This window comes from Sutcliffiella horikoshii (genome assembly GCF_020524325.1).
GTDB classification, from domain to species: Bacteria; Bacillota; Bacilli; order Bacillales; family Bacillaceae_I; genus Sutcliffiella_A; species Sutcliffiella_A horikoshii_D.
The window spans coordinates 31857-57970 of sequence record NZ_JAIVKY010000011.1 but is presented as its reverse complement, the minus strand read 5'-3'; the positions used below and the strand labels follow the sequence as shown (position 1 = coordinate 57970).

The following is a 26114-nucleotide window of genomic DNA, read 5'->3' as shown; positions in this document are numbered from 1 at the left end:
TAGATATGGGTCCTACATATACCGTCATGTCCTTTAATTTGCGTGTTATCGTACCTTCTGATCCATTTAACTGGGATGACCGTAAACACTGGATTGCAGAAACAATTAATGCTTACACGCCTGATGTTATCGGCACGCAGGAAGCAACCATTCCCATGCTAGAATGGCTAAAAGACAGATTCAAAGAGTCCTATGAAGTATACGCAGTCAATCGAACCGTTTCCACAGAGGTTGGAGAATTTAGTGCTGTCTTTGTTAAAAAGTCCCGTTTCACCATAGGTTCAAAAGGATCCTTTATGCTATCAGAAACACCAGATATTATCGGAAGTATGGGTTGGGATGCACACTGTGAAAGAATTTGTTCTTGGCTGGAGCTTATTCCAACAGGAGAAACCCAACCAGTATTGCGCTTTTTTAATACGCATCTTGACCACATGGGAAAACTTGCGAGGAAAGAAGGATTGAAACTAATCCGTGACGAGATTCGTAGTAAAGATAACACGAAAAGCTTGCCTGTTATTTTAACCGGAGATTTCAATGATGTACCGGATAGTGAACCATTAGCGGAAGTTTCATCCATGGAAAGCTGCTATTCTTGTTTTACGGCAGAAGAAAAGGAACGCAGCCTCACTTTTCATGCTTTTGAGGGCGGAATAAAAGGGGATCCCATTGATTACATATTTGGTACTAACGGGGTAGAGTTTCTAACTGTCCGCATTATTAGAGATAGTACTGATGGTGGATATCCGTCAGATCATTATCCTGTTTTGGCAAAGGTAAAGCTTTGCAAATAAAATAATTAAGGAGAGGATAAATTGACCACCAAAACAATATTGCAAATCACATCTTTATCAGGCTACGAACAAGAGATTGGTCGTGCTCTATGGTGTTTAGAAGATGTACGCCGCAACCTTACTAAGAAATTAAAAGGAATTAGCCAAAGTGAGCTTGATAGAAAAATAGAATCTAGACATTCCATCGGATCTTTGTTATACCACATTGCTTATGTAGAAGCTGGTTGGCTATTTGGGGAAGTAATGGAAAAAGACGCGTGGGACTCAGAAATAGAAGAACATTTCCCATTGGATGGATGGCCTGACGGGAAATTGGTACATGTAGTTGGAGACTCTATTGAAACGCATCTTCACCGTTTAAATAAAGTGAGAGGGACCTTGCTTTCGCACTTTCGTTCTATGAATTTGGAAGATTGGCGTAGGGCTAGGTTGCTTGATGAATATGAAGTGACACCGGAGTGGGTCATTTATCACCTAGTAGAGCATGAGGCACATCACCGGGGGCAGATATTTCAGTTGTTGAGGGAAATACGGGGAGATTAATATCCTCCCCCTTAGCTCATCTAGACATCTCCTCTGTAATAAGAATATTTAACAAAGTTTAAATGAAGCGAATAATTAATACAATTGAAAGTCCAATAATTGCCCCCATATCAACCGCGTATCTTTTTTTCTCTTTCTTCTTATCTACTACACTAATAAACTTACCCAGTATCACCAACAGTATTGCTATGGAGATTAGAATGTTACTAGTCACAGAGCTAAAAGAAATATCCGATATAATAACATACATGGTTGGAATAGCAATCAACAATCCTGCAGCTGTGTACATTAACCACTTTACTTTCGCCAATGGTCCACCTTCTTACATTTTAATAGGTTATCTGCTATTGTCTACGTTTGTGGGCTAAATAAGGTTCCTTTTTTAAATAATAAAAATGTTATGAAGACCTTTTCAGAGTGTTTTTCTCGTTAGAATTGTCATCATACCTACTATGAAGACAGTTTCACGCGGATTTTAACGTTGGAATTGTCTTCATCCTTGCTATGAAGACAGTTTTGAATCGATTTCCTCTCTGGAATTGTCTTCATACAAAAAATCGTGCAGAATTATATATTAAGGGACGACTCCGGTGCTTCGTAAGCAATCGAGCCGTCCCTTAAACAAATTTATTACAGCTTGGAAACAATCACATTCCCCAACTTCTCAATACCTTTTGCAATATTCTCCTCACTCTCATAACTGAATGACAAACGGAGGTATTCCGCCCCTTCTGTCTGATTCAGAAAAAAATACTTGCCAGGAAGGAATGATACCCCTTCTTCGGTTGCTTTTGAAAGTAGCTTCTCTGTGTCTACACCCGGGATATTCACCCAGACAAAATAACCGCCTTCTGGTACAAACCAGGATGCATTTCTTGGAAGGTGCTTTTCGAGGGCAGCCAGCATCACTTGGCATTTTTTTTGATATGTCTCGCTTAAATTTCGCAATCGTAATATAAAATCTGTATTTTCCAAGAGTGTAGCCATGGTTGCTTGTGCGAAAGGATGCTCCAAATCTTTTTTGAACCAGAATAATGCTTGGATGAATTTTTCTGTCGCATGTACCCACCCGATTCGCATGCCTGGAGCCACCACTTTTGATAAAGATCCGACGTAAAGAACCCTCTCATTTGAATCCATGGACTTAAGTGTCTTCGGATTATTGTTAAAACCAAGCTCACCATATGCATCGTCTTCTAGCACCAAGAAATCGTATTCCTCTGCTAGTTCTAAAACTTGTTTTCTTCGACCTTCTGTCATTGTGGTACCAGTTGGATTATGAAAGGTTGGAATTGTATATAAGAAAGTTGGCATAGTAAGCCCTTTTTTCTTTCTCTCCGCAAGCAATTCTGCTAATTGTTCCGTTTGAAGACCGTCTTTATCAATCGGAATGGTTAAAATCTTATCTGTGTAATTTTGAAAAATCTCCAGTGCCTCCATGTAAGTTGGTGACTCTACTACTACGACTGCATCTTTATCTAGAAAAATACGAGCAATAAGGTCTATAGCCTGGCATGCGCCTGCTGTGATTAAAAGCTCTTCATTTTTTGCATACATACCTCGTACATCCTGTCTCTGCCGTACCCAGTCTTTCAGCGTATCGATTCTCGGACTTCCTATGTAATGTAGCGGAAGGTCCTTTTCTTCTTCAAGCAATTGAGTTACTGCTTCTTTTAATTCCTTGGAAGGTACTAATTGAGGTGCAGGATAGCCAGAATGCAATCGGATTGAGTTAACTGGAACGGACGGAATCCATTCACCGGGAGGATCATTTTGTAGGGCTGCTTTTATGTTATTTGGAAAAAAAGATTCCGCGTTCATTGGTACCAAACACCTTTCCATTTTATAAGTTCCTTCTATTTTAATCTTACTTTCACTTAATGAACAATAGAGCAATCCCAATATAGGGCCTGCTCTGATCAATTTTTCACTTTAGTTTTTCGGTTCGTCAAGCGCTTGGTAATCTGTTTGATACTTTCCGCCTTCTGCGACTTCTGAGTGATAGAGAGCTTTTAAGGCAAAGTTTTTCTCTAAGCCGTGCTCGTCCATCAATTCTCTTAAACGTTGCTGCAATTCATCATTGTCTTTAAGAAGCTGCTTCATTTGTGATTTAAAATATTTCATCAGGTGTTAGCCCCTTTCGGTTATGGCATCTATCAGCTTAGTATACATGATAACAGATAAGTAAAGACAGACAAGGTAATATAAAAGGTGCACCTTCAAACAGGCATGCAACCTGCCTTCATCTGCACCTTAACACTTAATTAATTTAATCTAAAATCCCCTGAAGTTGTTCTTACTTTTAGCAAAAATTCCTCGTCGCCAATTTGCCCTTCTATATTCCTCTCACTTTTCTCTTTATAAAGCATTCCATTTAAGTTCACTGTACCTTTTCCTGATTGTCCTTTAAAGTCAACTACAAGTGAGGTAGGATTTTCGTCGAACTGTACTCTCACGTCTCCACTTGTCACCTCCACCTCGATATTACCTGTTACTCGTTCATTATCTATATCAATATCCCCAGATGTAGTCTCGACGTCTACATTCCCTTCAACACCCCAGACATTGATATCTCCTGATGTCGTATCCACTTGAACATCGGAAAGAACTTCTTTGAAGGTGATATCACCGCTTGTTCCTTCAATAGTTATGGACTTGGCTTTGGTGTTCTCAATGCGAACATCACCACTTGTCAGATCAATTGAATAACTATCTGTTATGGTAATGCCTTCCACCATAATATCCCCAGAAGTCACCTCTGTTCTCAAGGAATCCACGTGTAACCCTGACATTTGAATATCACTTGATGTGGAATAAGTGGATAACTCTGTATAAGTTTTTTCCGGTACTTCTATTTCGAGTTTTAAGTTTGTGATGTTGGTACCAATTTGAAATTCCATGTTGGGTTGTTCGACTTCAATTTGTATAGTTCCGTCGATTTCCTTAACTTTAAGTTTTATATTTGTCCATGTTTTTCTCACTAACATCTCCGGATAATTTCACATTGATGTCTTCCCTTTCCACAGAAACCACTTTGATATCCGCAGATGTAGCACGGATTTCTATATTGTTTGCTTCACTGCCGCTCACTGTTTCTTCTAGTTTAATTGGGGTAGTATTGAAATTAAAACTAAAGGTTTCTTTGAATTGACCAAACACCACTGTTGCCCCAATTGCTAATAAAATAAGCACAAACAAAAAGGATAATGCTTTTTTCATGCCTTTTCCCCCTCTCTATCTTTTAACCTGACGCTATAGTGACGCATCGATTTCGGGATTCCCTTTAGATTGAAATAACCTTTATAAGCAAGAGTTCGAAGGCGATATTCTAAAAACGCAGTATTGAATCTTCCCTCTAACTCACCATACATTTCACCAATAATACGTGCTGCCTTTACAAACTCATTATTGGCAAAATCCTTTTGGACATTTTGGGCACAATGAAGTAATTCTTGGTCAATATAGTCTTCTCGAACCCCTTGTATCTCCCCGCTCCTCCAAAGACGAAGCAGATCTTTTGTTTCTTTTAATTGAAGCCACTCGTCTGATAATTGGTTTCTAGCATGTAGGGACAAAATATTTTTCGAATCATTTTCAAAAATAACTTTCAACGTTTCCGGCATGATTTGACCTGAATGGGCAGGTTGGAATTGCTTGGATTGCTGAAGTTTTCCATAACCTTTGGTTGCATTGATCAGAACCACTTCATTTTCAATGTTACGCAAGTGGTGAAGAATGTAGCGATGGAAAATTTGTTCATGCGCGTTATCAGCTGTCCACAGAACTACAGGAATATGTGGAGGAATTTGATTTAATTCTTCTATCGCTTTTTTAAAAACCCTACTAAACTCTTCCTCTATAGATTCTTCGAAAATATTAATATTATCTTGAAGCCATTCTTGCCTAACAGCTGAATCCCCTAAGGGACCGATATCAAACATCTCCCAAAAACCTATCACCATATGGTTTCGTTCCAATCCGACCTTTAGCGATCCAGCTGTAGATTCGCTCCCGGCAATATGAATCATGTCAAAGTCTGTTTGAGGTGGTGGCTGGTGGTCAATCATTTGTACTATATGCTGTATCTCTTCTATCATATCTTCTTTTGGAACGTCTATTTTCGTTAATTGATCTAATCGAATCAGAATTAAGTGCAGCCATGGTTTTGCATCCTTTTCAGGTAGCTGTTCAATAGTCTCCTTTAATTTTCCAATCATAGTTTAACCCCCAAGGAATATTTTACCTATAGCTTTACTATACCACCTTCAAATGGCTAATTCTACCACTCCATTGTTTTGCCGTTACTATTCAAAGTTTTCCAATTTAATAGTAAGATAGCATCAGAAACTTTCTAGCTCGTCCATACGTAACTAAAAGATACAACATAAATGGACGAAAAAGACCCGTCCCGAGGAGGATATAATGGTAGTAAAACATCGATATATGACGGCATTGCTTTTGAGCAGCAGTTTAATTCTCGCTGCTTGTTCAGATAAAGATACAAGCGTGAAAGAAAATCAGCCTGCTGAGCAAGAAACAGCGAAAGACAAGTATGAACAACTTGTGGATAAAAAGAATGAGGAGTTGGAGCTTGAAGCACTTGAGCTAACTACTTATGCAGAAGAAATACAAGCGACTTTTAGTACACCTGAGTACAAGGAATTCAGTGCAAACGGTCAAGTAGAGATTGCTGGAACCGTGGAAAAACACGCTGAATTAAAAAGTGAGTACATTTGGATTAAGGTGCGCTCTGATGAGGAGGGGCCTACAGGGAATGTAATGGAATATTATGCACCAATAAAAGATGGCAAGTTTAAAGAGAACATTTCTTTTTTTAATGGCGAAGGAGAATATCGCGTCACCGTTCAACTTCCTGATACAGACCGTGAAAACTACTATTACGATACTGCGAGTTTTACCGTCCATAATGTAAATCCGGAATCAACCTATGATATTTCCTTAACTCCTTTTGGACATAATGCAGGCCTTCAGTTCAATGTAGATTCTTCATTCTTAAAGGAAAACGAGCTATTCTCTTTCAGTGGGAAAGCTTCTGGGCTTTCGGACGGAGATACTATTATGCTTCAGTTGAAAAAGGACTCTGACCTTTGGAAGCATATGGTCACTGTTGAAGATGGACAGTTTGCCACGGACATCCCACTGTTCTATGGAAAAGGACTTCACCAGTTGGAAGTCATGGTCCCGGATGGTGAACACGAAGACTACTACCAACTTGCATCTACCTTTTATATAGACAATGCCTCTGAACGAGTGATGCAACCTCTAGAATATTATACTGCCTATAAAGAGCGCGGGGTGACACTTGAATCTCCGCAATATGGAGGGGACGAAGCGGAAGGAACCTATTCCGTAAAAGGATCAATTGATCCTGAAGCTGAGTTTGGACCGGAGACCACCCATATTTATGTAACGACCAAAAAGGGTGATGATGAGGCACTTGATGTGATTCCTGTGGAAAACTATCAGTTTAACGGTTCCTTTTACTTGCGTTTCGGACCTGGTGAATATGAAGTAACATTAAGTGTTCCAGAAATTAAAGAAGAAAACAGTGATTTTTTCCGTTATTATGGCTTTGCCAAATTTGATGTGACCGCATCTGCTGAAGATAAACGAGATCTATTACCTTCCCGAGGAGTTCAGTCCGATGCGCCTGAAATCATTAAACTTGCTGAAGAGCTAACTGTTGATAAGGATTCTGAACGTGCTAAAGCTAAAGCAATATACGAATATGTTGCCAAGAACGTTAGCTATGATGTGCAAAAATACAAAAACGATGAGTTTGAGTGGGACGACAGTGCACTGAAGACTTTGGATTCCATGACAGGTGTTTGTCAGGATTATGCATACCTTGCAATTGCTCTAATGCGTGCGAGCGGGATCGAGGCTAGATATGTAGAAGGGCGTGCTGGCTCTCCGTGGCCGGGGAATCATGCCTGGGTCGAAGCAAACTTGGATGGTGAGTGGATCGAGATGGACCCAACATGGGGTTCAGGATATATCGATCGTGATGATAAGTTTATTGCAGCTTATAATGAGGACTATTTTGATCCAAACCCAGATGAGTTTAAGAAGACACATACGCGGACTGGGGTTAGGTATTGATTGGTTGAATTGATTTAGTAGTTCATGTTGGTGGTCACATAGAAGTTATCTATGTGGCCACTTTTTTTTATGGATTTTGAGACTAAACTAGGGAAATGAGGTATGCATTTAGTAAAATATGGATTCTATTAGACAAGTTCCCTACATTTCACTTAGCTTTGGGCCTTGAGACATCTTCTCTGTTACCGTTTGCCACTTTCCAACCACGCTTTGGGCCTTGAGACATCTTCTCTGTTACCGTTTGCCACTTTCCAACCACGCTTCGGGCCTTGAGACGCCTTCTCTGTTACCGTTTGCCACTTTCCCATGACGTTTCGGGCCTTGAGACGCCTTCTCTATTACCATTTTCCGCTTTCAAACCACACTTCGGGCCTTGAGACGCCTACCCTATTTTCCGTCCGCCTTTCCCCTACCGCTTTAACCTTCTCAAAATCTCCCGAACATGTGAATGATCACGGTTTTCCATTTTATAAGCCAGGTAAATAGTGTTTTCTACCGAGAGTTGCGGGAACAATATCTTTGTTCTTCCAGCCTCAATTGAATCTCTTACCAGATAGGTAGGCAGCACACTAATTCCCATGTTATTCTCTATTGCTTCCAGAACCGCCCTTAAATCAGGAATCACATGAGACGGTTGAATTTCCGGTCGTTTATTAAAGTGCTCACGCCAGTATCTTCTTACAATCGGCAGCTCCGTTCCATAACTCAACCAAGTCTGTTCATTCAGCCACCCTTCTACATCATCCATCCCCACAGCTTTAGAATCAAGATCACCATCTGCCGCTGCCACAACCACAAACACTTCGTCCTCAATTTTCTTATACTCTACGCCAGCGATGGGTGTCTTTTGCGTGGTAATAATCAGATCTACCTCCCCTGCACTAAGCTTTTCCTGCAATTCATGTGCTAAGCCAAATTGGACAGATAGCCTTATTTCCATATCACTTAACTTACCAAGTGCTGCTTTTGTAAAATAATCCGCAGGTGAACCAAGCTTCACTAAAGGTGCAAGAGCAGGTTGAGTGGCACCATTTCTCAACTCCATACTGGTACTCTCCAACTTTTCAATTAGAGGGACAATTTTTGTATAGAGTTCCTTTCCCTTTTCTGTTGGAATCATTTTTCTAGGTGCTCGAACAAATAGAGAATCTCCAATCTCCGCTTCTAATGCGGCCAAGTGCTGGCTCATAGCAGGTTGTGTCAAGATTCGTGCTTTGGCCGCTGCCGATACGGACCCATGTTTGTATATACTTATAAAACTACGATACCATTCAAAATCAATCATGCTGTTTGCATTCCTTTTCTTATATGAAAGCACCGCACTTCGCTAAGAAGAACGGTGCAATTTCATACATAAAATTAGACCTTAGTTAGTCTATATACTTCCCGTTTTTCCACTAAACTTTCAATTTTCTGTCGATAGTTTTGGTAGTGTTCCGTTTCGATATGTTCCTTTAGTGCCTGTTCATCCTGCCAAGTTTCATAGAAAACAAACACACCTTCCTGCTCGACTGACTGATGTAGCGTATATTCTTCACAGCCTTTTTCTGCACGAGATGGTGTCACCATTCTCTGCATTTCCTGAAACAGATCATCTTCCATACCGGGTTTGGCAGTCATAATGGCATTAATTGTAATAGGTTTCATCAACAAAATTCACCTTCCTCCTAAATTATAAAGCATTTCGTAGAATGGTTTTCACATCTTCTTTTTCAAGCGGTACGTATCCTCCAATTGTTTCTCTAACCATGGCACGCTCAGCCATTAAATCAAGCTGATCATCTGTAATATCATAGTCAGCCAATGACACTGGAGCACCAATGCTTGTCCAGAATTCGCGTAAAGACCTAATTGTCTCCTTCGCAACTTCTTCTAACGGTTTGCCTTTTGCTTCTATATCAAAAACCCTTACGCCAAGCTGCGCCACTTTTTCCGGCTTTTGTTCTGCCACATAAGCCATCCAATGCGGGAATAGTATAGCTAGCCCTCCTCCGTGAGGAATATCGTATACAGCTGACACCGCATGCTCCATCATATGCGTCGCCCAGTCTGTTTTAACCCCCATAGATAACGTTCCGTTAAGGGCAAACGTTCCATTAAGAAGCATTACTTCACGATGCTCGTAACTTTCCAGATTATCTAGTAATTTAGGAGCGGTTTCCATCATCGTTCGTAAAATAGATTCACCGATACGATCCTGCAAAGGTGCATTTTCCGTTGTATGGAAATACTGCTCAAATACATGAGACATAATATCCACAATTCCGTAAACCGTTTGATCACGGGGAACAGAGTATGTCAATTCGGGATCAAGCACACTGAAGCGTGGATAAGTATGAATGGAACCGAATGAACGCTTGTCATTATCCTCCCAATTCGTAATAACTGCCCCACCATTCATTTCCGAACCAGTAGCAGCTAAAGTCAGCACCGTACCAATTGGAGTAGCCGAAGTTGGCACATGCTTTTTCATGACAATGTCCCATACGTCTCCTTCATACTTTGCTCCTGCTGCAATCGCTTTGGAGCAGTCAATAACACTCCCGCCACCTACTGCTAAGATAAAATCAAGTTTATTCTCTTTGATAAGTTTAATTCCTTTGTTAACAGTTGTAAGACGGGGGTTTGGTTCTACACCGCCTAATTCTTCAACATGTGCTCCCATTTCATTGAGGATGGTCATTACACGGTCATATAATCCAGTCCGTTTGACACTTCCTCCACCATATACTAGTAAGATGCGTTTTCCATATTGGGGGATTTCAGTTTTTAAAGCTTCTAACTGTCCTCTACCGAAAATTAATTTCGTAGGGTTGTGATATTGAAAGTTTTCCATCATTATCTCCTCTTTGTGAAAGTTTGCCAAAAAAATTCCTGCAAGCAAGACCTTCTTGCTTACAGGATGAAAGTGTTTAGCCTAATTGTTTTACTACTTCTTTTGCTACGCTAATAGTGGATTGAGGGTTTTGGCCTGTGATTAAGTTTCCATCTGCTTGCATATGGTCTGCCCAGTTATCTGCCACAATAACTTCCGCTCCTAATTCACGTAAGCGCGTTTCTAAAAGGAATGGCATATATTTATCTAATGTAGTTTCTCTTTCCTCATCATCCGTAAAAGCTGTTACTGTTTTTCCAGCTACAAGTGGAGTCCCATCGGAAAGTTTCACTCCCACAAGACCCGCAGGACCATGGCACACTGCTGCAACTAGCTTGTCCGCTTCATAAAGGTCGCGAATCACTTGGTGTAATTTCTCGTTATCAGGAAGGTCAAACATGGTACCATGACCACCTGGTAAGAAGATCGCATCAAATTTAGATAGGTCTGTAACTTCATCTAACTTAATTGTGTTTTCTAGGTATTTAGCTGTGTCTAAGATTTCTTGAGGAGTTTCTCCACCCTCTAAGCTTCTAGCATCGACAGGAGCTTTTCCGCCTAGTGGGCTTGCTACTGTAACTTCATAACCTTTGTTCGCGAATTCAACATACGCTTCACCGAATTCGGAAAGCCATAGTCCTGTTTCGTGACCGTCTTTCATTTTATCTGCTGTAGTTACTACCATTAATATATGTTTAGTCATAATTAATTTCCTCCTAAATGTTGTTTGTATTCCTTACAGTTTTCATTGTAGTACCTGACTACCCATAATACAAATTAGTTAATTTTATTTTATGTATAAATAAATTTATACGTATCCACTCTCCTCTCTCTTTTACATTACCCATTTTTAAGATTTTTAACATTTCATCAATAGAACAAAATCGGTCTAGAAAACTAGTCTTAATTACCTATTTCTATATACCCACTCGACAATTTGTGTCGATTTGTGTAATTTATTCTTTGCTATCTACCCTTAATACACTTAATATGAGATTATACGTAATTGTTAATTATTTGAGGTGTTGGAAAATGAGTGAAAAAGAACCGTACTTTATTGCTACTTCTAAAAGAAGATGTTTGGAAAGCGGTATGGATCCTGACGAGATTCCAAGTCCGAAAAAATTTATGACAAATGAAGAATTGGAAGAAAAGAGACGAGCTTATGGAGAAATTTTATCTGTTGTTAGTTTTTTTTCCAATAAATTGTTGAACTCGTTAAAAGGAACACCCATCCTTGTCGTAATCTCTGACGCTGAAGGGTTTTTACTAGAAATTGCTGGAGATGAGATGATCAAATCGACTATCGAACGGTTTGGCATAAAAAAGGGGAGCCAATTTACGCAAGAGGATACAGGAACTAATGTAATCAGTTTAGCGTTGCAACAAAATCATCCCATCAGCCTAATTGGAGACCAACATTATCACAAAACATTTCATCAGATCGCCTGTTACGGTGCGGCATTACATTATACAGATGATAATGATCTACTCGGCAGCGTATGTATTATGATGCCGATCCAATTTGAGAACCCGCTTTTCTTAACGATGTTGTCACAAGTCGTGGACTCTATAGAGCGCGAACTCCTGCTGAGAAAACAAAACAGAAAACTGAATATCATGAACCAAATTATGTTGAGCAGGACGAGAAACGGGATTGTCATTACAGATGAAAAAGGTGTCACAACGGAATTTAATGAGTTTGCCCAACAAATTTCAAATCGCACAAGAGAGTCAGTGATAGGAAGAACCATTTTTGAATCAGAGCTGACAGGTAAGTATTTTAAAGAAGTAATTAAAAATGAGAAGAAATACGAGAATGTTGAAATAAAGTTTATTAACCCAAGTGGCGACCCGGTGGTCTGTCTTTTTGATGCACAACCTATTTATGAAGAGGACAAATTGGTTGGTGCCTTTGGTCAATTCCGGGATATTACCGATCGTTATTTTATAGAAGAAAAATTTAATTACTTGGCGTACCATGATGACTTAACAGGACTGCCAAACAGACGTTACATACAAAAGGAAATTGAATCGCTTATCCAAGACAATCGTTTAGGAAAAGAAACGAAGATGGCCATTTTATTTCTTGACCTTGATCGATTTAAGATTATTAACGATACCTTCGGCCACTCCAATGGCGACCTTTTACTAGCAGAGGTGACAAAAAGGTTGGTTGGGTGCCTTGGGGAAAAAGATACACTTGCACGTATGGGAGGGGATGAATTTATTTTCCTATTGCGGGATTTCGATTCGGAAACTTATGTAACCGAAATGGCAACCAAAGTATTAAAGCAATTCAATCAGCCATTCAACGTCACTTCCCATGAATTTCACACCACGGTCAGTATTGGTGTTGCTATTTACCCAAATAATTCAATTACACTTGAAGATTTCATGGTCTATGCCGATAATGCCATGTATAAAGCGAAATCACAAGGTAAGAACCGGTATGTGGTGTACGCCTCTGATATGTTGCACAATTCGATAGAGGAATTACAACTAGAAACAGATTTACGCAAAGCTTTAGAGCGAAATGAATTTATTCTTCATTATCAACCTCAGATTTGTAATAAGAGCGGGGAATTAATTGGTGTAGAAGCATTGATTAGATGGAACCACCCTACTCTTGGTCTAATTTATCCGGATAAATTTATCGGCCTTGCAGAAGAAACCGGACTAATTACTAACATAGGTGAATGGGTGATTGAAGAAGCATGTGCACAAAACAAAAAATGGATTGATGCCGGCATGACACCATTTAAAGTGGCCGTCAACCTTTCTACCCAACAATTTTTTAAATTGAATCTTGTAAGCCATGTTCAAAGTGTTCTAGAGCAAACTGGCCTTGATCCACAGTTTTTGGTGGTAGAAATAACGGAATCTATGGCGATGGACTTCGACTATTCCTTGAAAGTACTTCAGCAATTAAAAGGCCTTGGTATTTATATCAGTATTGATGACTTTGGGACAGGCTACAGCTCATTGAGTTACTTAAAAAGCTTTCCAATTGACTATCTGAAAATTGACCGCTCCTTTGTAAGAGATGTACTGAAAGATAATCATGATGTAAATATTGTGAAAGCTATTATTACTCTCGCTCACAACCTTGGTTTACGAGTTATAGCTGAGGGTGTTGAGACGATTGAACAACTAGACTTTTTAAAGAAATATGATTGCGACACCATACAAGGCTATCTTTTTAGTAAGCCAATCTCAGTAGAACAATTCGAGCAATTACACCCAATGCTATTAAAAGAGATAGAGAAAATATACGTATAAGGGGATCGAATGTACAAATGAATACTTCTGCGACAATGTTGAAAATGGATACTGCTGCCGCCGTATTAGCAAAACTCTTTAAAAAGTGGGATGTACAACATATATTTGGCATACCTGGAAAGGCTATTTCACCCATCATTTACGCATCTGATAAAGAAGATATTGAATTTGTATTATGTAAACATGAAACAGGTGCAGGCTTTGCAGCAGCAGGCTACTCTTTTATGAGCGGAAAAATAGGTGTTGCAATCGGGACTTCAGGGCCAGGAGGAACAAATTTATTAACTGCTGCCGGACAAGCAAAAGCTTCTCATATTCCTGTCTTGATTATTACGGGACATCCTTCCATGAAGGACACAGGAAAAGGAATGGGACAGGATTCATCTTTATTTGGTACTGATCTTGTTGAAATGTTTCGCCATGTCACCAAATTCAGTGCCCGAGTGGAACGGGGAGATATGCTACAACCCCTGCTCCAACATGCGTTGGAAAAGGCTTTATCAGGCGTAAAAGGCCCTGTCCATCTATCCATCCCTTTTGATATTTTACTAGAAGAGATTGACCCGTTTGAACTTGATTTACCCAAGCCAATCGAAATGATTTCCACCAACCTCGATAGGGTGAAATTGGAATTACAAAATGCAACAAGGCCCTTACTATTTCTAGGAAAAGGTGTTCATTCTAGTAAGGCTTATAAAGAAATCCAACTCTTAGCAGAACATTGGACTATTCCCGTAATGACTACCCCAGGAGGCAAAGGGGCGTTTAAAACGAACCACTCTCTTTCACTTGGAGCATTCGGTTTAGGTGGAACAAAGGAAGCATCTGATTACTTACGGAAAGGAGTAGATCTCCTAATCGTCATTGGATCGAAATTAAGTGACATGTCCACAGCAGGGTTCACTCCGGATATGTACCCTGATCACTTGATACATTTTGACTATGATTCCACATTCATCGGAAAAAGCATTAAGGTGCCAACCACACCAGTCATGGGGGATATTCGCTCCAATCTACAACATTTATTAGATCTCGCAGAAGTAATAAGTACCGAGAGCTCTAAGTTTTTGCAACCTAAGCAAATAAAAGAAGTGCCATTTAATAAACCCTCTGAATACATGTCAGCTGAAACAACGATAAAAGTATTACGTAATGAACTTCCAGAAGACAGCATCGTATTTGGAGATGATGGCAGCCACACGTTTTATGGAATCAGGCATTTTGACATCTATCAGCCAGGCAGTTTTATTTTCGATGATATATTCGGTGCGATGGGCCATGGAATAGGTTATTCCATAGGAGCAAAAATTGCTGCACCGCACAAACCAATTGTTTGCCTTGTTGGGGATGGTTGCATGTTCATGCATGGAACCGAAATTTCCACAGCGTTAAACTACCAATCGCCTGTCCTATTTATCGTATTGAATAATGGAAGGCTTGATATGGTGGAAAAAGGCATGAAAAAAATGAACGGAAAGTCAATCGGAGCCATATACAACTCTCCACTTGATATTGCTGCCTTTGCAAACTCTATGGGTCTTGATTCATATAAATGCTACAATCCTCTAGACTTAAAAAATGCCATTGTACTAGGATTAACCACTTTAGAAACAAAGAAAACACCTTTTGTAATCGAGGTCATCGTTGACCCTGATGAAATACCACCTACTATGGGGAGGCAATAAACTTGGAAAAGAATCGATTTGAATTAGGAATAGAAACTCTTGAAAAAATGTTCCCAGCGGAAGCTTTAGAAGGAATGAAAAAAATGAAAGAAATCTCTCCTGACTTCTGGGAAATGATTGTCGGATTTGGATACGGAGAGCTCTACCCCCGCGAAGGACTAAATTTGGCAGAAAGAGAACTTGTCACACTTAGTTCCTTGATAACACAAGGCGCGTTCGAACAATTAGATGTTCATATAAGAGCCTCATTACGAGTTGGCCTAACAGAACACCAAATTAAAGAAGTCATCATTCAATGCTCAGGCTATGCGGGTTTCCCTAAAGCTGTACAAGCAATGAAAGTGGCGAGTGTTATTTTTGCTGAAGAAGCACAAAAAACGGAAAAATAAAAAACAAGCCCTGAAGCAAAGGTTTATGCTTTAGGGCTTGTTTCATTTAGTTTGCCTTCTTCTTGAAGGACTTCAATTAGTGCGTTTACTACGTCAAGATCATATTGTGATGGAGAGAGCCTTAGTAGTTCGTCTATTGCGAATTCTGGAGTAAAGGCACCGCGATAAGCTCTATCTTCAGTCATCGCGTCAAAAGTATCGCTGACTGCGATGATGCGGGCTTCGAGTACAATCTCTTCCTCCTTAAGTCCTTTTGGATATCCTCGACCGTTTAAACGTTCATGGTGCTGTTCAATGATGAGTGCGATGGTGTCGTCATAATATAGCTCTTTAACCATTTCTGCACCATCTCCAGGATGTTTCTTAATTAATGCAAACTCTTCATCTGTGAGTTTTGCTGGTTTGTTAAGTATTTCTGATGGAATGTTTATTTTTCCAATATCGTGTAGGATAGCGGAAATATAAAGTCTTTCTAAGTTTGATTTAGAAAGTGAAAGCTTTTTCGCGATTTTTATAGAGTATTTTGCAACTCTTTCATTATGTTTATAAGTATATGGGTCTCTTTCTTCAACTCGTTCTACTATTTGGCTTAGCTCTTTAACATTATCGCTTAATTGGAAAAAAGTGGGTTCGTTTATTACCCACAAATACTTCACATTTGTCAAAGCCGTAAAATGAATGGTATCTTCTAAGTCACTACAAGAAAAATAATCATATGGACCTAACTCAATCTTTTCCCCATTGCTTTCACACAGTATTTTACCTTCGAGAATATAAAAGAATTCTACTACTTTTGGACTTTCTGCAGGATAAATATAAAAAATATTATCTTTCTTAATTGTTTGAACCATTACTTCTATACCTTCACCCTTGGATAGAAGACTTAATTCAAAATTTTCCATATTTACCTTTTCGATGTTTTGATCTTTCTTCCCTATAGTAAAAGCCACCTTTTGTTCACCTCTTATATTTTGAAAAGCGACTACTTTTTTATGAAAAGTAACCGCTTTTCTCTTACAATCTTTTAATATCCTACTAATCTTACAGGATCAATCCAAGCCCAACGATCTGCAAATCTCACATACTTCCAGAAACACTCTGCTACGACACCGTATTCTGCAACTTCATCAATCGTGTCCTGTGTCATTTGCAAAGTAATATCAAATACGTAGCTGATAATTGCATCAACCTCTTGATCGAATTGAGCGGTTCTTTGAGCGATACGCTCCTCCAAAAGTCCCTTTTCAGCTTGCAAATCTGCAAGTGCTTGTCCAAGTTCAGCTTGCTGTACACTATCAGTAGATGTTAACAGTGCCGCATCTACTTCTTCTATCTGATTGTTTAGTTCTGCTAAATCACCTTCTAATACTGCTAATTCTTCAAGGTACACAGCCCATAAAGCGTCCGCATCTTGAACACCAGTTTCAATGATTTGATCCATTTCAATATTTGCTGCGTCAATAATTTCTAATGCTTTTTCAACATCTGCATCACTTGCTGCTTGTGCATTTGTTGATAACCCTAACGAAACTCCTAAAAACAAAATGGTAAAGAAAGCTAACATACCTAATCTCTTCACTGTAATCCCCCTCAAAATTTTATATATATTTCTCTCGGTGTGATCTGTGACTTTCTCCTGTAGTAACGTTATGTAATTTCGTGCTTTTTTCCTATATATCACCATAATTATACAAGTTACATATGCTTAAATCTATATTTTTTTGTAATATTTTGTTTTTTCTTACATGCCTTAATCATTATATCGGTCAACTCAAGACTATTTATAGAGACAATTCCATCCTTTATTTTACAAAATAAAAAAACCAACCCCTTAGAATAATTGGGATTGGTTTTTTGTATCTTATACTTCAGGTTTCATTTCTGTTCTAGAAACAGTGTTGTGGACCAGTTTCTTCGCTTCTCTGAACGTCACAAAGTTCTTACTCTTTTCATCCCACAAACGGAATTTCAGAGATTTTAAACTTGTAGCCAGCGTAATAGTTGGTACATGTTGAAGTGGCGGTGTGCTATGATGGCATTTTTCCAACTCGTAGTTTGGTACTCTTGGACTTAAATGGTGAATATGGTGGTAACCAATATTTCCTGTTAGAAATTGTAATACTTTTGGCAGCTTGTAAAAAGAACTTCCTTCTACTGCCGCTAATACGTATTCCCAATCTTTATCCGTTTCGAAATAGGAATCTTCAAAAGTATGTTGTACATAAAACAACCAAATTCCTACACTTCCGGCGATCATAAAGATCGTGCCATGTACAATCAGGAATGCCTGCCAGCCGATTGCTAAACTCAATAGTACGGCTACAGCGACAATTAGTACATTTGTCAGGTATAAGTTGTTGCGCTCTTTTTGTCTTGCTTCTTTACGGTTGAAACGGTTTCTGATTAAGAAAGTGTAAATTGGTCCTAATCCAAACATTACCAACGGATTGCGGTATAATCTATATGATAAACGAGTTTTAAAAGATGCTGCTTTATACTCTTCCACAGTCAGTGTCCAGATATCACCAACACCACGCTTGTCTAAATTTCCGCTTGTTGCATGGTGAACGGAGTGGTCATGTCCCCATTGATCGAATGGAAATAATGTTAATACACCTGTCAAAGTCCCTACTGCACGGTTCCACTTGCGATTTTTGAAGAAGGAGTGATGCGTACAATCGTGAAAGATAATGAAGATACGCGTCATGAATCCCGCTGCAAAAATTGCTGGTACCAATGCCAACCAGTAAGAAACAGATAGGCTTATATAAGTGAGATACCATAACAGGAAAAATGGCGTTAGCGTATTGATCAACTGCCAGATACTCTTTTTAGTTTGCGATTTTTCGAAAGGAGCAACTTGTTTTTTAAGGTTTTTCATTTCATTTTGAATTGACATTTTATTAAATCCCTTCGTTGTTGAGTTGATAAAATTTATTATATCCAATTAAAAAAAATTAGTTAGTAGCAGGTGTCATATGTAGAGTATGACAAATGTCATATAGTTTTTGTAAGGGATTGTCAGACCTCTTAAAATTCCTTGTCAGACCTGGGATCTTGTTTAGGGAAAAAGGTAAATATTATTATGAAAAAAATTAAAAAAAGAGTGAATCCACATGGATGTTCACTCTTTAAGCAGCAAGTTGCTTTGGCTTAACCCTTCTTTTCGTAAAAAAACTGTGCAGGAGCATACCAATTATGATGATAAATAAACCAAGCTTCCCTATCCCATTCGGCAATGGTGTGGATAAGAGTAGTACTTCTCCAAATAAAACAAACAAAACTTGGGTTGATTGAGTCGCTTCTACTGCGGCGAGTTTTTCCTGGCTGTTTCTCACCATATCTGTTGCAATGAAAAACAAGGTAGTTGCAATGACGCCAGAACTGATTGCGACTATTAATGTTTGGAGAACCTGTTCCTGCGTTGGAGCACCCACTGTTATAGATCCCGTTAGAGCAACAAGCAACCACACAGGTATAGTGGACAAAGTCATTCCAAGCACCCTTTGAAACGTATCCAGCCTACCACCGCACACCTCCATCATCTTCCGGTTACCAAGCGGATAGGCAAAGGAAGCGACTGCTACGGGAAGAACTCCATATATAATCATTGATCCAGTTAGACCTCCTCCTTGTTGAGTCTGAATTAACAGTACACCTGCAAAAATGACCATGGAAATAAGAAGCCCTCGCATGGGAATACGCTCACTCACCTTTACTCCCTGCACTATTTTATAGAAGAAAGGACCTAAAAGAACACCAGCGATGATGGTCAGCTGCCACGTTCCGGCAACAAGCCAGCCCGGTCCATATGCGGCAGCAAATGTTATTGGTCCGTAGAAAAGTACAAACCCAGTAAAACTCCATAGAAACCAAGAAAATGGGGCCAATCGCATTTCACGTAATAGAGGTCCAAGGTTTCCTCTCATCCATACAATCAAAAGCAAAAACGGCACCATAAAAAAGAAGCGCAAGGACGAACTCCATAGCCAGCTACCGCCAGACAGTTCCATGGAACGGTTTAGTATAAAGGTGACAGCAAAGAACATGGAGGCTACTACCCCGATTAAAATTGCTTTCACGGAAAACATCCTTCCTTCGGACTTATCGTTTCCATCATTATAATGGAAAATTGCATAGAATATTTCGCTTTTCGGAAATTGTGATAAAATTAAAATAATTGTTAGTAAAGGAATGAGTGACAATGAGGCGTATTCTTGCAGTAAGTGATATACATGGCGATATAGAAAAATTTGATAGACTACTTGAGATAATTAACTATGACAGCAAGCAGGATCAGCTCGTGTTGCTTGGCGATTATGTGGATCGCGGCCCACAGTCACGTCAGGTTTTAGACAAGGTGATTGAATTGACTGCTGAAGGGGCCATTGCCCTGATGGGAAATCACGATAAGATGATGATTGACGCGTTTGAATACACTGAAGATCCCCTTCACTTGAAAAGGTGGTATTATAACGGAGGCATCAAAACCCTACAGAATTATGGATACGAAATTGAAAAAGACGACGCGAAATACTGGTACACGACAGAGGAGATACCGAAAGCGCTTGTCATCAATGAGCAAATTCGCCCTCATATAAACTTTCTAAAAACACTCCCCTTCTATTATGAAACAGATACTCATATCTTCGTCCATGCAGGAGTACACCCTGAGACAGCATTGGAACTTACGGAACCTCACACCCTAGTGTGGATCAGAGAAGAATTTCATAAAGGATATCAAGGGGAGAAGATAGTAGTCTTTGGACATACGCCAACAAAGTACCTTCATAAAAAGCCAGAGGTTTACTTCGGTGAGAATAATATTATCGGGATTGATGGCGGTTGTGCTTATGGAGGACGCTTGTATTGTTTGGAGGCTTTAGAAAAAAAGGTCTATTATGCAGAATAAAAAATCTCAGAGATGCTCTAATAAACAGAGTTCCTCTGAGATTTTATAACACACCAGTTATTGTTTATCCCCTTTATACACATCCTCCTTTGAATGAAATCCATCAGAAATGACTGTTTCATCCATATTCGACTTGTTCACCGCAATTGGCGGCAACAACACAGAAGGCACTTCCACTTTCCCATTGTTCACTTTGCGACCCGTGTCAATAAACTCTCCCCTGGCCATTGCCACTGCTAGTCTTGCCGCTTCTTCAGCAAGAGTTGGTATCGGTTTGTACACCGTCATTGTCTGAGTACCTACCACAATCCGCTGAGCGGCTGCTAGTTCTGCGTCCTGACCTGCAACAGGGATTTTTCCAGCTAGTCCCACTTCCTGAAGGGCTTCAATTGCCATCCCGGCTGTTGCATCGTTTGCTGCGATGACAGCATCAATTTTTCCACCATTTGCAATGAGTGCTTCCTTCATGTTTGCATAAGCATTGCTTGGTAGCCAATTTTTCGTCCACTGATCATAAACTACAGTGATATCCCCTTTATCAATCAGTGGTTGTAGGACATGGAAGACTCCCTTTTTGAATAGGTGGGCATTATTGTCCGTATCCGCTCCGCCAATATAAACATATTTTCCTTTTGGGACAATCTTTGTAATTGCCTCTGCCTGCATCTCTCCCACACGTTCGTTGTCAAAAGAAACATAAAGATCGATTTTTGCATTTTTGATAAGTCTGTCATAAGAAAGTACCTTGATTCCCGCAAGATGTGCTTTTTTCACAATCGTGGCTGCTGCTTCTGCGTTATGCGGGACTACTACAAGAAGATCAACACCTTGGCTAATTAGAGTTTCCGCCTGTAGAACCTGCAACGCGTCATCCCCGTTTGCTGCAAGTATCTCAACTTCCGCTCCCAAGGTCTCAACTGCTGACTTAAAAAGAGCACGGTCTCTCAGCCACCTTTCCTCCTCCAACGTGTCCATAGAAAAACCAATTTTTATTTTTTTCTCCTCAGAAGCCACTTCTTCATTCTGCAAAAGGGGCGTATTCTTTACAGATTCCACTTCCTTTTGAAGGGAATTATCCATCTTTTCACAGCCAGAGGCTACATAAAACAGAGCCAGCATAACAAACCAAGTTAATAATCTACGCATTCTAAGCTCCATTTCCTCCACCCTCTCTGCCTAGTTCGCCTTATTTCGTAAGAGTGTTTTACGATACTCTTTTGGAGAAAAGTTAGTCATTTTTTTGAATACCTTACTAAAATAATTTGGGTCATGGTAACCCACTTCAAAGGTAATTTCCTTTATACTCTTTTCTGAATCATTCATAAGTCGTTTCGCTTTCTCCATTCTGCATTCTGTGAGGAAATCGATAAAGTTGATGCCCTGCTTTTCCTTGAACATTTTACTGATATAAATGGGGCTTAACCCCACTTTTCCCGCCAGCATATCAAGCGATATATCTTGATGAGAATGTTCCATGATGTATTGTTTTATTTGCTGCATGGTGTCTGCCTCCAAGTGGTTGCAGTGGGCGTCATAAGATTGTTTCATCCCCTCAAGGAGCTGCTTTGTTTCTGAACGAAGCTGACGATAATTTGTAGTTTGTACAGAATAGAGCGGAGTTTTATTTTCCACTCCTAATTCATTCATCACTCGAGAAGTAATCCAAAGGATCTCCAGCATCCGTTGCTGTGTATGCAGTAAATTGGTTCCTTCTTTTTCATAGCATTGAAGAATGTTCATGACATACATTTGTACCTCATCCCACTGGCCAAGTCGGATTAGATCAGCAAGTTCCTGTTGCTGATTCCTATCCAAGCTACTATTGCGGGCAACCACACTTGTATGAATGTCTGTGTAGAAACGATAATTGGTTAAAGTCTTGGTATCCATTGTAGCCACGAGAGCGTCTTGATAGGATTGGCGAACCTGTTCCAGAGAGCTGCAAACCTCCCCAATCCCAATAAACCAATCGATAGTTTGTCCTTTTTTAGAGATTGCTAGAATATCTCGTGCAAGTGAACTAGCTTGAGATCTGAAGGTCTTATCTGGTTGCCGGAACACGATAATTGGCAGTTGATTTCCATATAGTGCACCTACCCATCCGCTCTTGGTCTGTCTTACCTTATCCTTGATCATAGAATAATTTGATTCGGATCCTGGAGGTAATAGTACAATCATGGCAAACATTTCATTCGTGGAAGGGATATCAAGCATTTCCATCAACATGTCTATATGAACTTCATGCACGTGATCGAAGAGGAGTTGTGTCACAACATCTGTCTCAACAAGAGTCAGTGTTTTTTCAAATGCCGCTTCCTGAAGCTTGTTTTTGGCCTCCTGAGCTTTCTCATTCTCGATTTGGTCTAGGACTTTTCCGACTGTCGTTTTAATTTCACTTATTTTACTTGGCTTTAAAATATAATCTTTGACCCCGAGTTTGATTGCCTGTTTGACATATCCGAATGTATCGTAGGCGGTGACCATGATGAATTTTGTATTTGGATGCTTGGCACTGATTTGTTCAATAGCTTCTAGCCCATTCAAACCTGGCATCTTGATGTCCATCAAAATTAGGTCAGGGGTGTAGTTGTCTGCCATCTCAACTGCCATTTTTCCATTTTTGGCCTGTTTAATTAGTAGGTCAGGATAGTTTCTTTCTAGAATAGTTTGCATGCCTTGTCGTTCAATTTGTTCATCATCTACAATGAGGAGTTTGATCATTCAGTTCGACTCCTTTCATTATTTAGGTAACTTATTTAACTCCTGTAGATTTCCGTTCCAGGTGTTCGCTTATCCAGAGGACGGTGCTTGAGCCTCCTCGGCTTCATCGACGCCACTGAAAAAGCCTATGAATTAAGATGTTGTATAAACACCGCTGTTGATTTCCGAAAAAGGCTTCGCTTTCCTAGGGGCGCTGCTGGAGCCTCCTCGGCTTCGCCTGCGGGGTCTCAACCTATCTTTAATCCCCCGCAGGAGTCTCACACCTTGCACTACAATCTACAGGTGGATTTTGTATTCAGTAATTTATTTTCAAAATAACTTTTGTTCCTTGGCGTTGTATTCCTTTTATATCAATAACATCGTCATTTCCGTAAAAGAGTCGGAGTCGTTTAACAACATTGCTGAAGCCGATACCTGTTGAATGACCTTCTGTAGGTGGCGGGGATTCTTCGTTTAGGATTTGCAGGATTTTTTCTTTTGGCATTCCCATGCCATCATCCTCAATTTCTATCACTACATGGCTATCTTCAACTTTGACTCGGAACCAGATGTTTCCTCCATCCTCCTTCGGCTCCACCGCATGGATGACAGCATTCTCAATAATTGGCTGAAGAGTCAAGGCTGGAATCTTCAAGTCAAGGCAAGATTCATCAATATCCCAGTGCAACTGTAACCGGTCGGTAAAACGTGCCTTCTGTATGTCCATATATTGCTTTAATACTTGAATTTCATCTTGCAGGGTTACAGCTCGGTCTTGACGCTTTAAGTTGTAACGCAATATCCCTGCAACACTAACCAGTAGATCGCTTGTCTCTTCAGACCCTTCCAAATAGGCTTTTTTTGAAAGGGTATTTAGCGTGTTGAAAAGAAAATGCGGGTTGATCTGACTCTGCAGGCTTCGAAATTGGCTTTCTTGCAAAAGAAGTTTACTTTCCTGAAGCTCCCGCTCAAGCGCTGCCTTCTGTTTAATCTCAGATATCAAGTTGTTTATATTGATTCGCATTCGATCGAACGTCCTTGCCAAAAAGGCGATTTCATCATTGGTTTCTATTTTCACTTGCTGATCAAAATTACCTTTCGACAGCTCATTGGCCGCTTTGGTCAGCTGAAATACAGGGCGAGTAATCGTAAGGGAGAACCAGTAGGTGACAAGTATCAATAAACAGGTGATCAGCAGCAGGCTCCAAATTCCGAGCTTAATTACTTCACCTGATTGTTCAATGATTCCCCTGTAGAATCGGTCAAATGTATTCAATTCTGTATCTATCAAGGTTAAGGTCATTTCAGAAATATAGGTGGTAATTCGCGTGGCCTCTGCAAATTCCTGAGCGGAGGCCTCCGTATCATTTTCCAACTGAAACATGATTGACCTGTCAGTTGCTTCCACCAAACTATCAATCAAGTTCATATAATTGGTTAAAGTAAAATCGTTTTCCGTGTTTCTTAAATGATGAACACCATATTTTGCCTGCTGGACCTTTTCCTTGCTTGCTGTCAGTTGGTCAAGGCTGACTTGAGTTGGATCAAGGGTATAGTTATTCAAATCTGTAATCAACTGTTGGCTTGCCTTTGTCACTTCATTCATGCTCAGATACCGTTGCAGAATATCGTTATATTGTTTATGAGTTTTATGGTTGTAATATGTAAGCGCTATCCAAATTGCTGACATACTCACCAATACTACCGTAGTAAGAACAATTATTTTCTTTTGGATGCTCGTCATTGGATATCCGCTGCTTTCCTTATTCTGATTTCTGTCAGATACCCGTCCTTATCAAGAGGGACAGTTTCTCCGGTCAACCATTCCTTCATGAGCTGGACACTTTTTCTACCCATTTCTTCTGGAGATTGTTCAATGACCCCATCCAACTTTCCTTGCTCTAACAAAGTTAATGTCTCAGCTCCATCGTCAAAAGAATAAATATGGTACGGTTCCACTTGAGAGCGCTTACTTATCTCGCCAATCATCGCACCGGCAACATTAGCATTAATGGCGATGAACGCGTCAATATCTGGCTCTTTGTTCAATACATCTTGTGTAGTTGCAATGACTAGCTCTCTTGTGTCTTCCGTAGTGGCATGGATCATATGGATAGTATCATAAAATTTCAAGATATCCTGAATCCCTTCCATCCGCCGCTTTTGATAGTATTCCTGGTTCTTATCATACATGAGTACGACATTCCCCACTCTACCCATATCAATCAATAGTTGTCTTGCAATCATTTTACCTGCTTCATACTGGTCGGAACCGACATAAGTACGCCGGATACTTTCCTCCATTGGCACATCATTTGCTACTGTTATAACGGGAATGCCGTGAAAGGCGGCTTTCACCTTCGTCAATTCCTTGAATTCCTCTGTATCCAGTCCCTGTATAATAATCCCATCCACTTTAGACTGAATGGCAATTTCTATATTTTTCAGAAAGTCCTCTCGATTCTTACCATAGCTGCCCCATACTTCAAGGCTCATGTCACTTTGTTCTGCTTGTTTTCTGGCACCAACACTCACCTTGTCCCAGAACGGCGTTTCCATATCCTGCGTAATAAGAACTAGACGATGTTCCTCTCTACTCGAGCTTAGCGCTTGGGGCAACTGCCAATCGGATTGGAAGACTTTTTGTGCGGATAAAAAAGTAAGATGACATAATAGAATAATAATGATGCAAATTGCTAGAATTCCTGTTCTCCGCAAGACTAATATCCCCCTCCCCAACTTGAGGTGTACTATTTTTATCATAGCACCTAATGAAAATAGTACAATCCCTGTTGAGTAAGGGACTCAACA

Annotated in this window: 26 protein-coding genes; 7 read left to right on the top strand and 19 right to left on the bottom strand. The window is 39.9% G+C overall.

The window, feature by feature from the left end; all coding sequences use genetic code 11:
• Nucleotides 1–5: 5 nt before the first annotated feature.
• Both LC091_RS16840 and LC091_RS16835 read left to right on the top strand, forming a co-directional pair.
• Nucleotides 6–794 (top strand): endonuclease/exonuclease/phosphatase family protein, encoded by a 789-nt coding sequence (locus LC091_RS16840; RefSeq protein ID WP_226683190.1) that lies wholly within the window; start codon nucleotides 6–8, stop codon nucleotides 792–794.
• Between the two features lie 21 nt (nucleotides 795–815).
• Nucleotides 816–1337 carry a DinB family protein gene (locus tag LC091_RS16835; RefSeq protein WP_226683189.1) on the top strand — a complete coding sequence of 174 codons (522 nt, stop codon included), beginning with the start codon at nucleotides 816–818 and terminating at the stop codon, nucleotides 1335–1337.
• Nucleotides 1338–1395: 58 nt separating this feature from the next.
• Here LC091_RS16835 and LC091_RS16830 read toward each other — a convergent pair whose 3' ends face one another.
• The 6 genes from LC091_RS16830 to LC091_RS16805 form a co-directional block, all read right to left on the bottom strand.
• Nucleotides 1396–1647: a histidine kinase gene (locus tag LC091_RS16830; protein ID WP_226683188.1), complete on the bottom strand. Its 252-nt coding sequence runs from the start codon at nucleotides 1645–1647 to the stop codon at nucleotides 1396–1398.
• Between the two features lie 320 nt (nucleotides 1648–1967).
• Nucleotides 1968–3158, bottom strand: coding sequence for an aminotransferase-like domain-containing protein (locus tag LC091_RS16825; RefSeq protein ID WP_226683187.1), 1191 nt, complete (start codon nucleotides 3156–3158; stop codon nucleotides 1968–1970).
• A gap of 111 nt (nucleotides 3159–3269) precedes the next feature.
• Nucleotides 3270–3461, bottom strand: coding sequence for a hypothetical protein (locus LC091_RS16820; protein WP_226683186.1), 192 nt, complete (start codon nucleotides 3459–3461; stop codon nucleotides 3270–3272).
• 140 nt (nucleotides 3462–3601) lie between these two features.
• A complete protein-coding gene (locus tag LC091_RS16815; protein ID WP_226683185.1) occupies nucleotides 3602–4318 on the bottom strand; it encodes a DUF4097 family beta strand repeat-containing protein in 717 nt (238 codons plus the stop codon).
• Complete coding sequence (locus tag LC091_RS16810; protein WP_226683184.1) at nucleotides 4287–4556, bottom strand: hypothetical protein; 270 nt, start codon at nucleotides 4554–4556, stop codon at nucleotides 4287–4289. The genes LC091_RS16815 and LC091_RS16810 overlap by 32 nt, the downstream gene beginning before the upstream one ends.
• Nucleotides 4553–5554 carry a DUF1835 domain-containing protein gene (locus tag LC091_RS16805; RefSeq protein WP_226683183.1) on the bottom strand — a complete coding sequence of 334 codons (1002 nt, stop codon included), beginning with the start codon at nucleotides 5552–5554 and terminating at the stop codon, nucleotides 4553–4555. The genes LC091_RS16810 and LC091_RS16805 overlap by 4 nt, the downstream gene beginning before the upstream one ends.
• A 205-nt stretch (nucleotides 5555–5759) precedes the next feature.
• On the opposite strand from LC091_RS16805, the gene LC091_RS16800 reads away from it, so the two are divergent.
• Nucleotides 5760–7460: a transglutaminase domain-containing protein gene (locus tag LC091_RS16800; protein WP_226683182.1), complete on the top strand. Its 1701-nt coding sequence runs from the start codon at nucleotides 5760–5762 to the stop codon at nucleotides 7458–7460.
• Between the two features lie 182 nt (nucleotides 7461–7642).
• On the opposite strand, the gene LC091_RS20445 is transcribed toward LC091_RS16800, so the two are convergent.
• The 5 genes from LC091_RS20445 to LC091_RS16780 all read right to left on the bottom strand — a co-directional run bounded on the left by LC091_RS20445 (nucleotide 7643) and on the right by LC091_RS16780 (nucleotide 11038).
• Nucleotides 7643–7768: a hypothetical protein gene (locus tag LC091_RS20445; protein ID WP_264179367.1), complete on the bottom strand. Its 126-nt coding sequence runs from the start codon at nucleotides 7766–7768 to the stop codon at nucleotides 7643–7645.
• Nucleotides 7769–7869: 101 nt separating this feature from the next.
• Entirely contained in the window at nucleotides 7870–8745 is an 876-nt protein-coding gene (locus LC091_RS16795; protein ID WP_226683181.1) for a LysR family transcriptional regulator, read from the bottom strand.
• 74 nt (nucleotides 8746–8819) lie between these two features.
• A complete protein-coding gene (locus LC091_RS16790; protein WP_226683180.1) occupies nucleotides 8820–9107 on the bottom strand; it encodes a putative quinol monooxygenase in 288 nt (95 codons plus the stop codon).
• Nucleotides 9108–9132: 25 nt separating this feature from the next.
• Complete coding sequence (locus tag LC091_RS16785) at nucleotides 9133–10296, bottom strand: iron-containing alcohol dehydrogenase (protein ID WP_226683309.1); 1164 nt, start codon at nucleotides 10294–10296, stop codon at nucleotides 9133–9135.
• 76 nt (nucleotides 10297–10372) lie between these two features.
• The gene (locus LC091_RS16780) at nucleotides 10373–11038 is read right to left on the bottom strand and encodes a type 1 glutamine amidotransferase domain-containing protein (RefSeq protein WP_226683179.1); all 666 of its coding nucleotides are present in this window, start codon (nucleotides 11036–11038) and stop codon (nucleotides 10373–10375) included.
• Between the two features lie 329 nt (nucleotides 11039–11367).
• Between LC091_RS16780 and LC091_RS16775 the strand changes: the two genes are divergently transcribed.
• Genes LC091_RS16775 through LC091_RS16765 form a run of 3 tightly spaced genes read left to right on the top strand, consistent with a single transcriptional unit; the run spans nucleotide 11368 to nucleotide 15691 of the window.
• Entirely contained in the window at nucleotides 11368–13617 is a 2250-nt protein-coding gene (locus tag LC091_RS16775) for an EAL domain-containing protein (protein ID WP_226683178.1), read from the top strand.
• Between the two features lie 17 nt (nucleotides 13618–13634).
• Nucleotides 13635–15302, top strand: a complete 1668-nt coding sequence (locus LC091_RS16770) for a thiamine pyrophosphate-binding protein (protein WP_226683177.1) — start codon at nucleotides 13635–13637, stop codon at nucleotides 15300–15302.
• A 2-nt stretch (nucleotides 15303–15304) separates the two neighbouring features.
• Nucleotides 15305–15691 (top strand): carboxymuconolactone decarboxylase family protein, encoded by a 387-nt coding sequence (locus LC091_RS16765; RefSeq protein WP_226683176.1) that lies wholly within the window; start codon nucleotides 15305–15307, stop codon nucleotides 15689–15691.
• Nucleotides 15692–15714: 23 nt separating this feature from the next.
• Here LC091_RS16765 and LC091_RS16760 read toward each other — a convergent pair whose 3' ends face one another.
• The 4 genes from LC091_RS16760 to LC091_RS16745 form a co-directional block, all read right to left on the bottom strand.
• Entirely contained in the window at nucleotides 15715–16641 is a 927-nt protein-coding gene (locus LC091_RS16760; protein WP_226683175.1) for an HD domain-containing phosphohydrolase, read from the bottom strand.
• Nucleotides 16642–16715: 74 nt separating this feature from the next.
• Complete coding sequence (locus LC091_RS16755; RefSeq protein ID WP_226683174.1) at nucleotides 16716–17270, bottom strand: hypothetical protein; 555 nt, start codon at nucleotides 17268–17270, stop codon at nucleotides 16716–16718.
• Nucleotides 17271–17552: 282 nt separating this feature from the next.
• Complete coding sequence (locus LC091_RS16750) at nucleotides 17553–18590, bottom strand: fatty acid desaturase (RefSeq protein WP_226683173.1); 1038 nt, start codon at nucleotides 18588–18590, stop codon at nucleotides 17553–17555.
• A 232-nt stretch (nucleotides 18591–18822) separates the two neighbouring features.
• On the bottom strand, nucleotides 18823–19773 hold the full coding sequence (locus LC091_RS16745) for a DMT family transporter (protein ID WP_226683172.1): 951 nt from the start codon (nucleotides 19771–19773) through the stop codon (nucleotides 18823–18825).
• Between the two features lie 122 nt (nucleotides 19774–19895).
• Here LC091_RS16745 and LC091_RS16740 point away from each other — a divergent pair, with 122 nt between their 5' ends.
• A complete protein-coding gene (locus tag LC091_RS16740; RefSeq protein ID WP_226683171.1) occupies nucleotides 19896–20603 on the top strand; it encodes a metallophosphoesterase family protein in 708 nt (235 codons plus the stop codon).
• A 57-nt stretch (nucleotides 20604–20660) separates the two neighbouring features.
• On the opposite strand, the gene LC091_RS16735 is transcribed toward LC091_RS16740, so the two are convergent.
• The 4 genes from LC091_RS16735 to LC091_RS16720 all read right to left on the bottom strand — a co-directional run bounded on the left by LC091_RS16735 (nucleotide 20661) and on the right by LC091_RS16720 (nucleotide 26021).
• Nucleotides 20661–21761 carry a sugar ABC transporter substrate-binding protein gene (locus LC091_RS16735; protein ID WP_226683170.1) on the bottom strand — a complete coding sequence of 367 codons (1101 nt, stop codon included), beginning with the start codon at nucleotides 21759–21761 and terminating at the stop codon, nucleotides 20661–20663.
• An 18-nt stretch (nucleotides 21762–21779) separates the two neighbouring features.
• Complete coding sequence (locus tag LC091_RS16730; protein ID WP_226683169.1) at nucleotides 21780–23324, bottom strand: response regulator transcription factor; 1545 nt, start codon at nucleotides 23322–23324, stop codon at nucleotides 21780–21782.
• Nucleotides 23325–23619: 295 nt separating this feature from the next.
• The gene (locus LC091_RS16725) at nucleotides 23620–25047 is read right to left on the bottom strand and encodes a sensor histidine kinase (protein WP_226683168.1); all 1428 of its coding nucleotides are present in this window, start codon (nucleotides 25045–25047) and stop codon (nucleotides 23620–23622) included.
• A complete protein-coding gene (locus tag LC091_RS16720; RefSeq protein ID WP_226683167.1) occupies nucleotides 25044–26021 on the bottom strand; it encodes a sugar ABC transporter substrate-binding protein in 978 nt (325 codons plus the stop codon). Before LC091_RS16720 ends, LC091_RS16725 begins: the two co-directional genes overlap by 4 nt.
• Nucleotides 26022–26114: the final 93 nt, after the last annotated feature.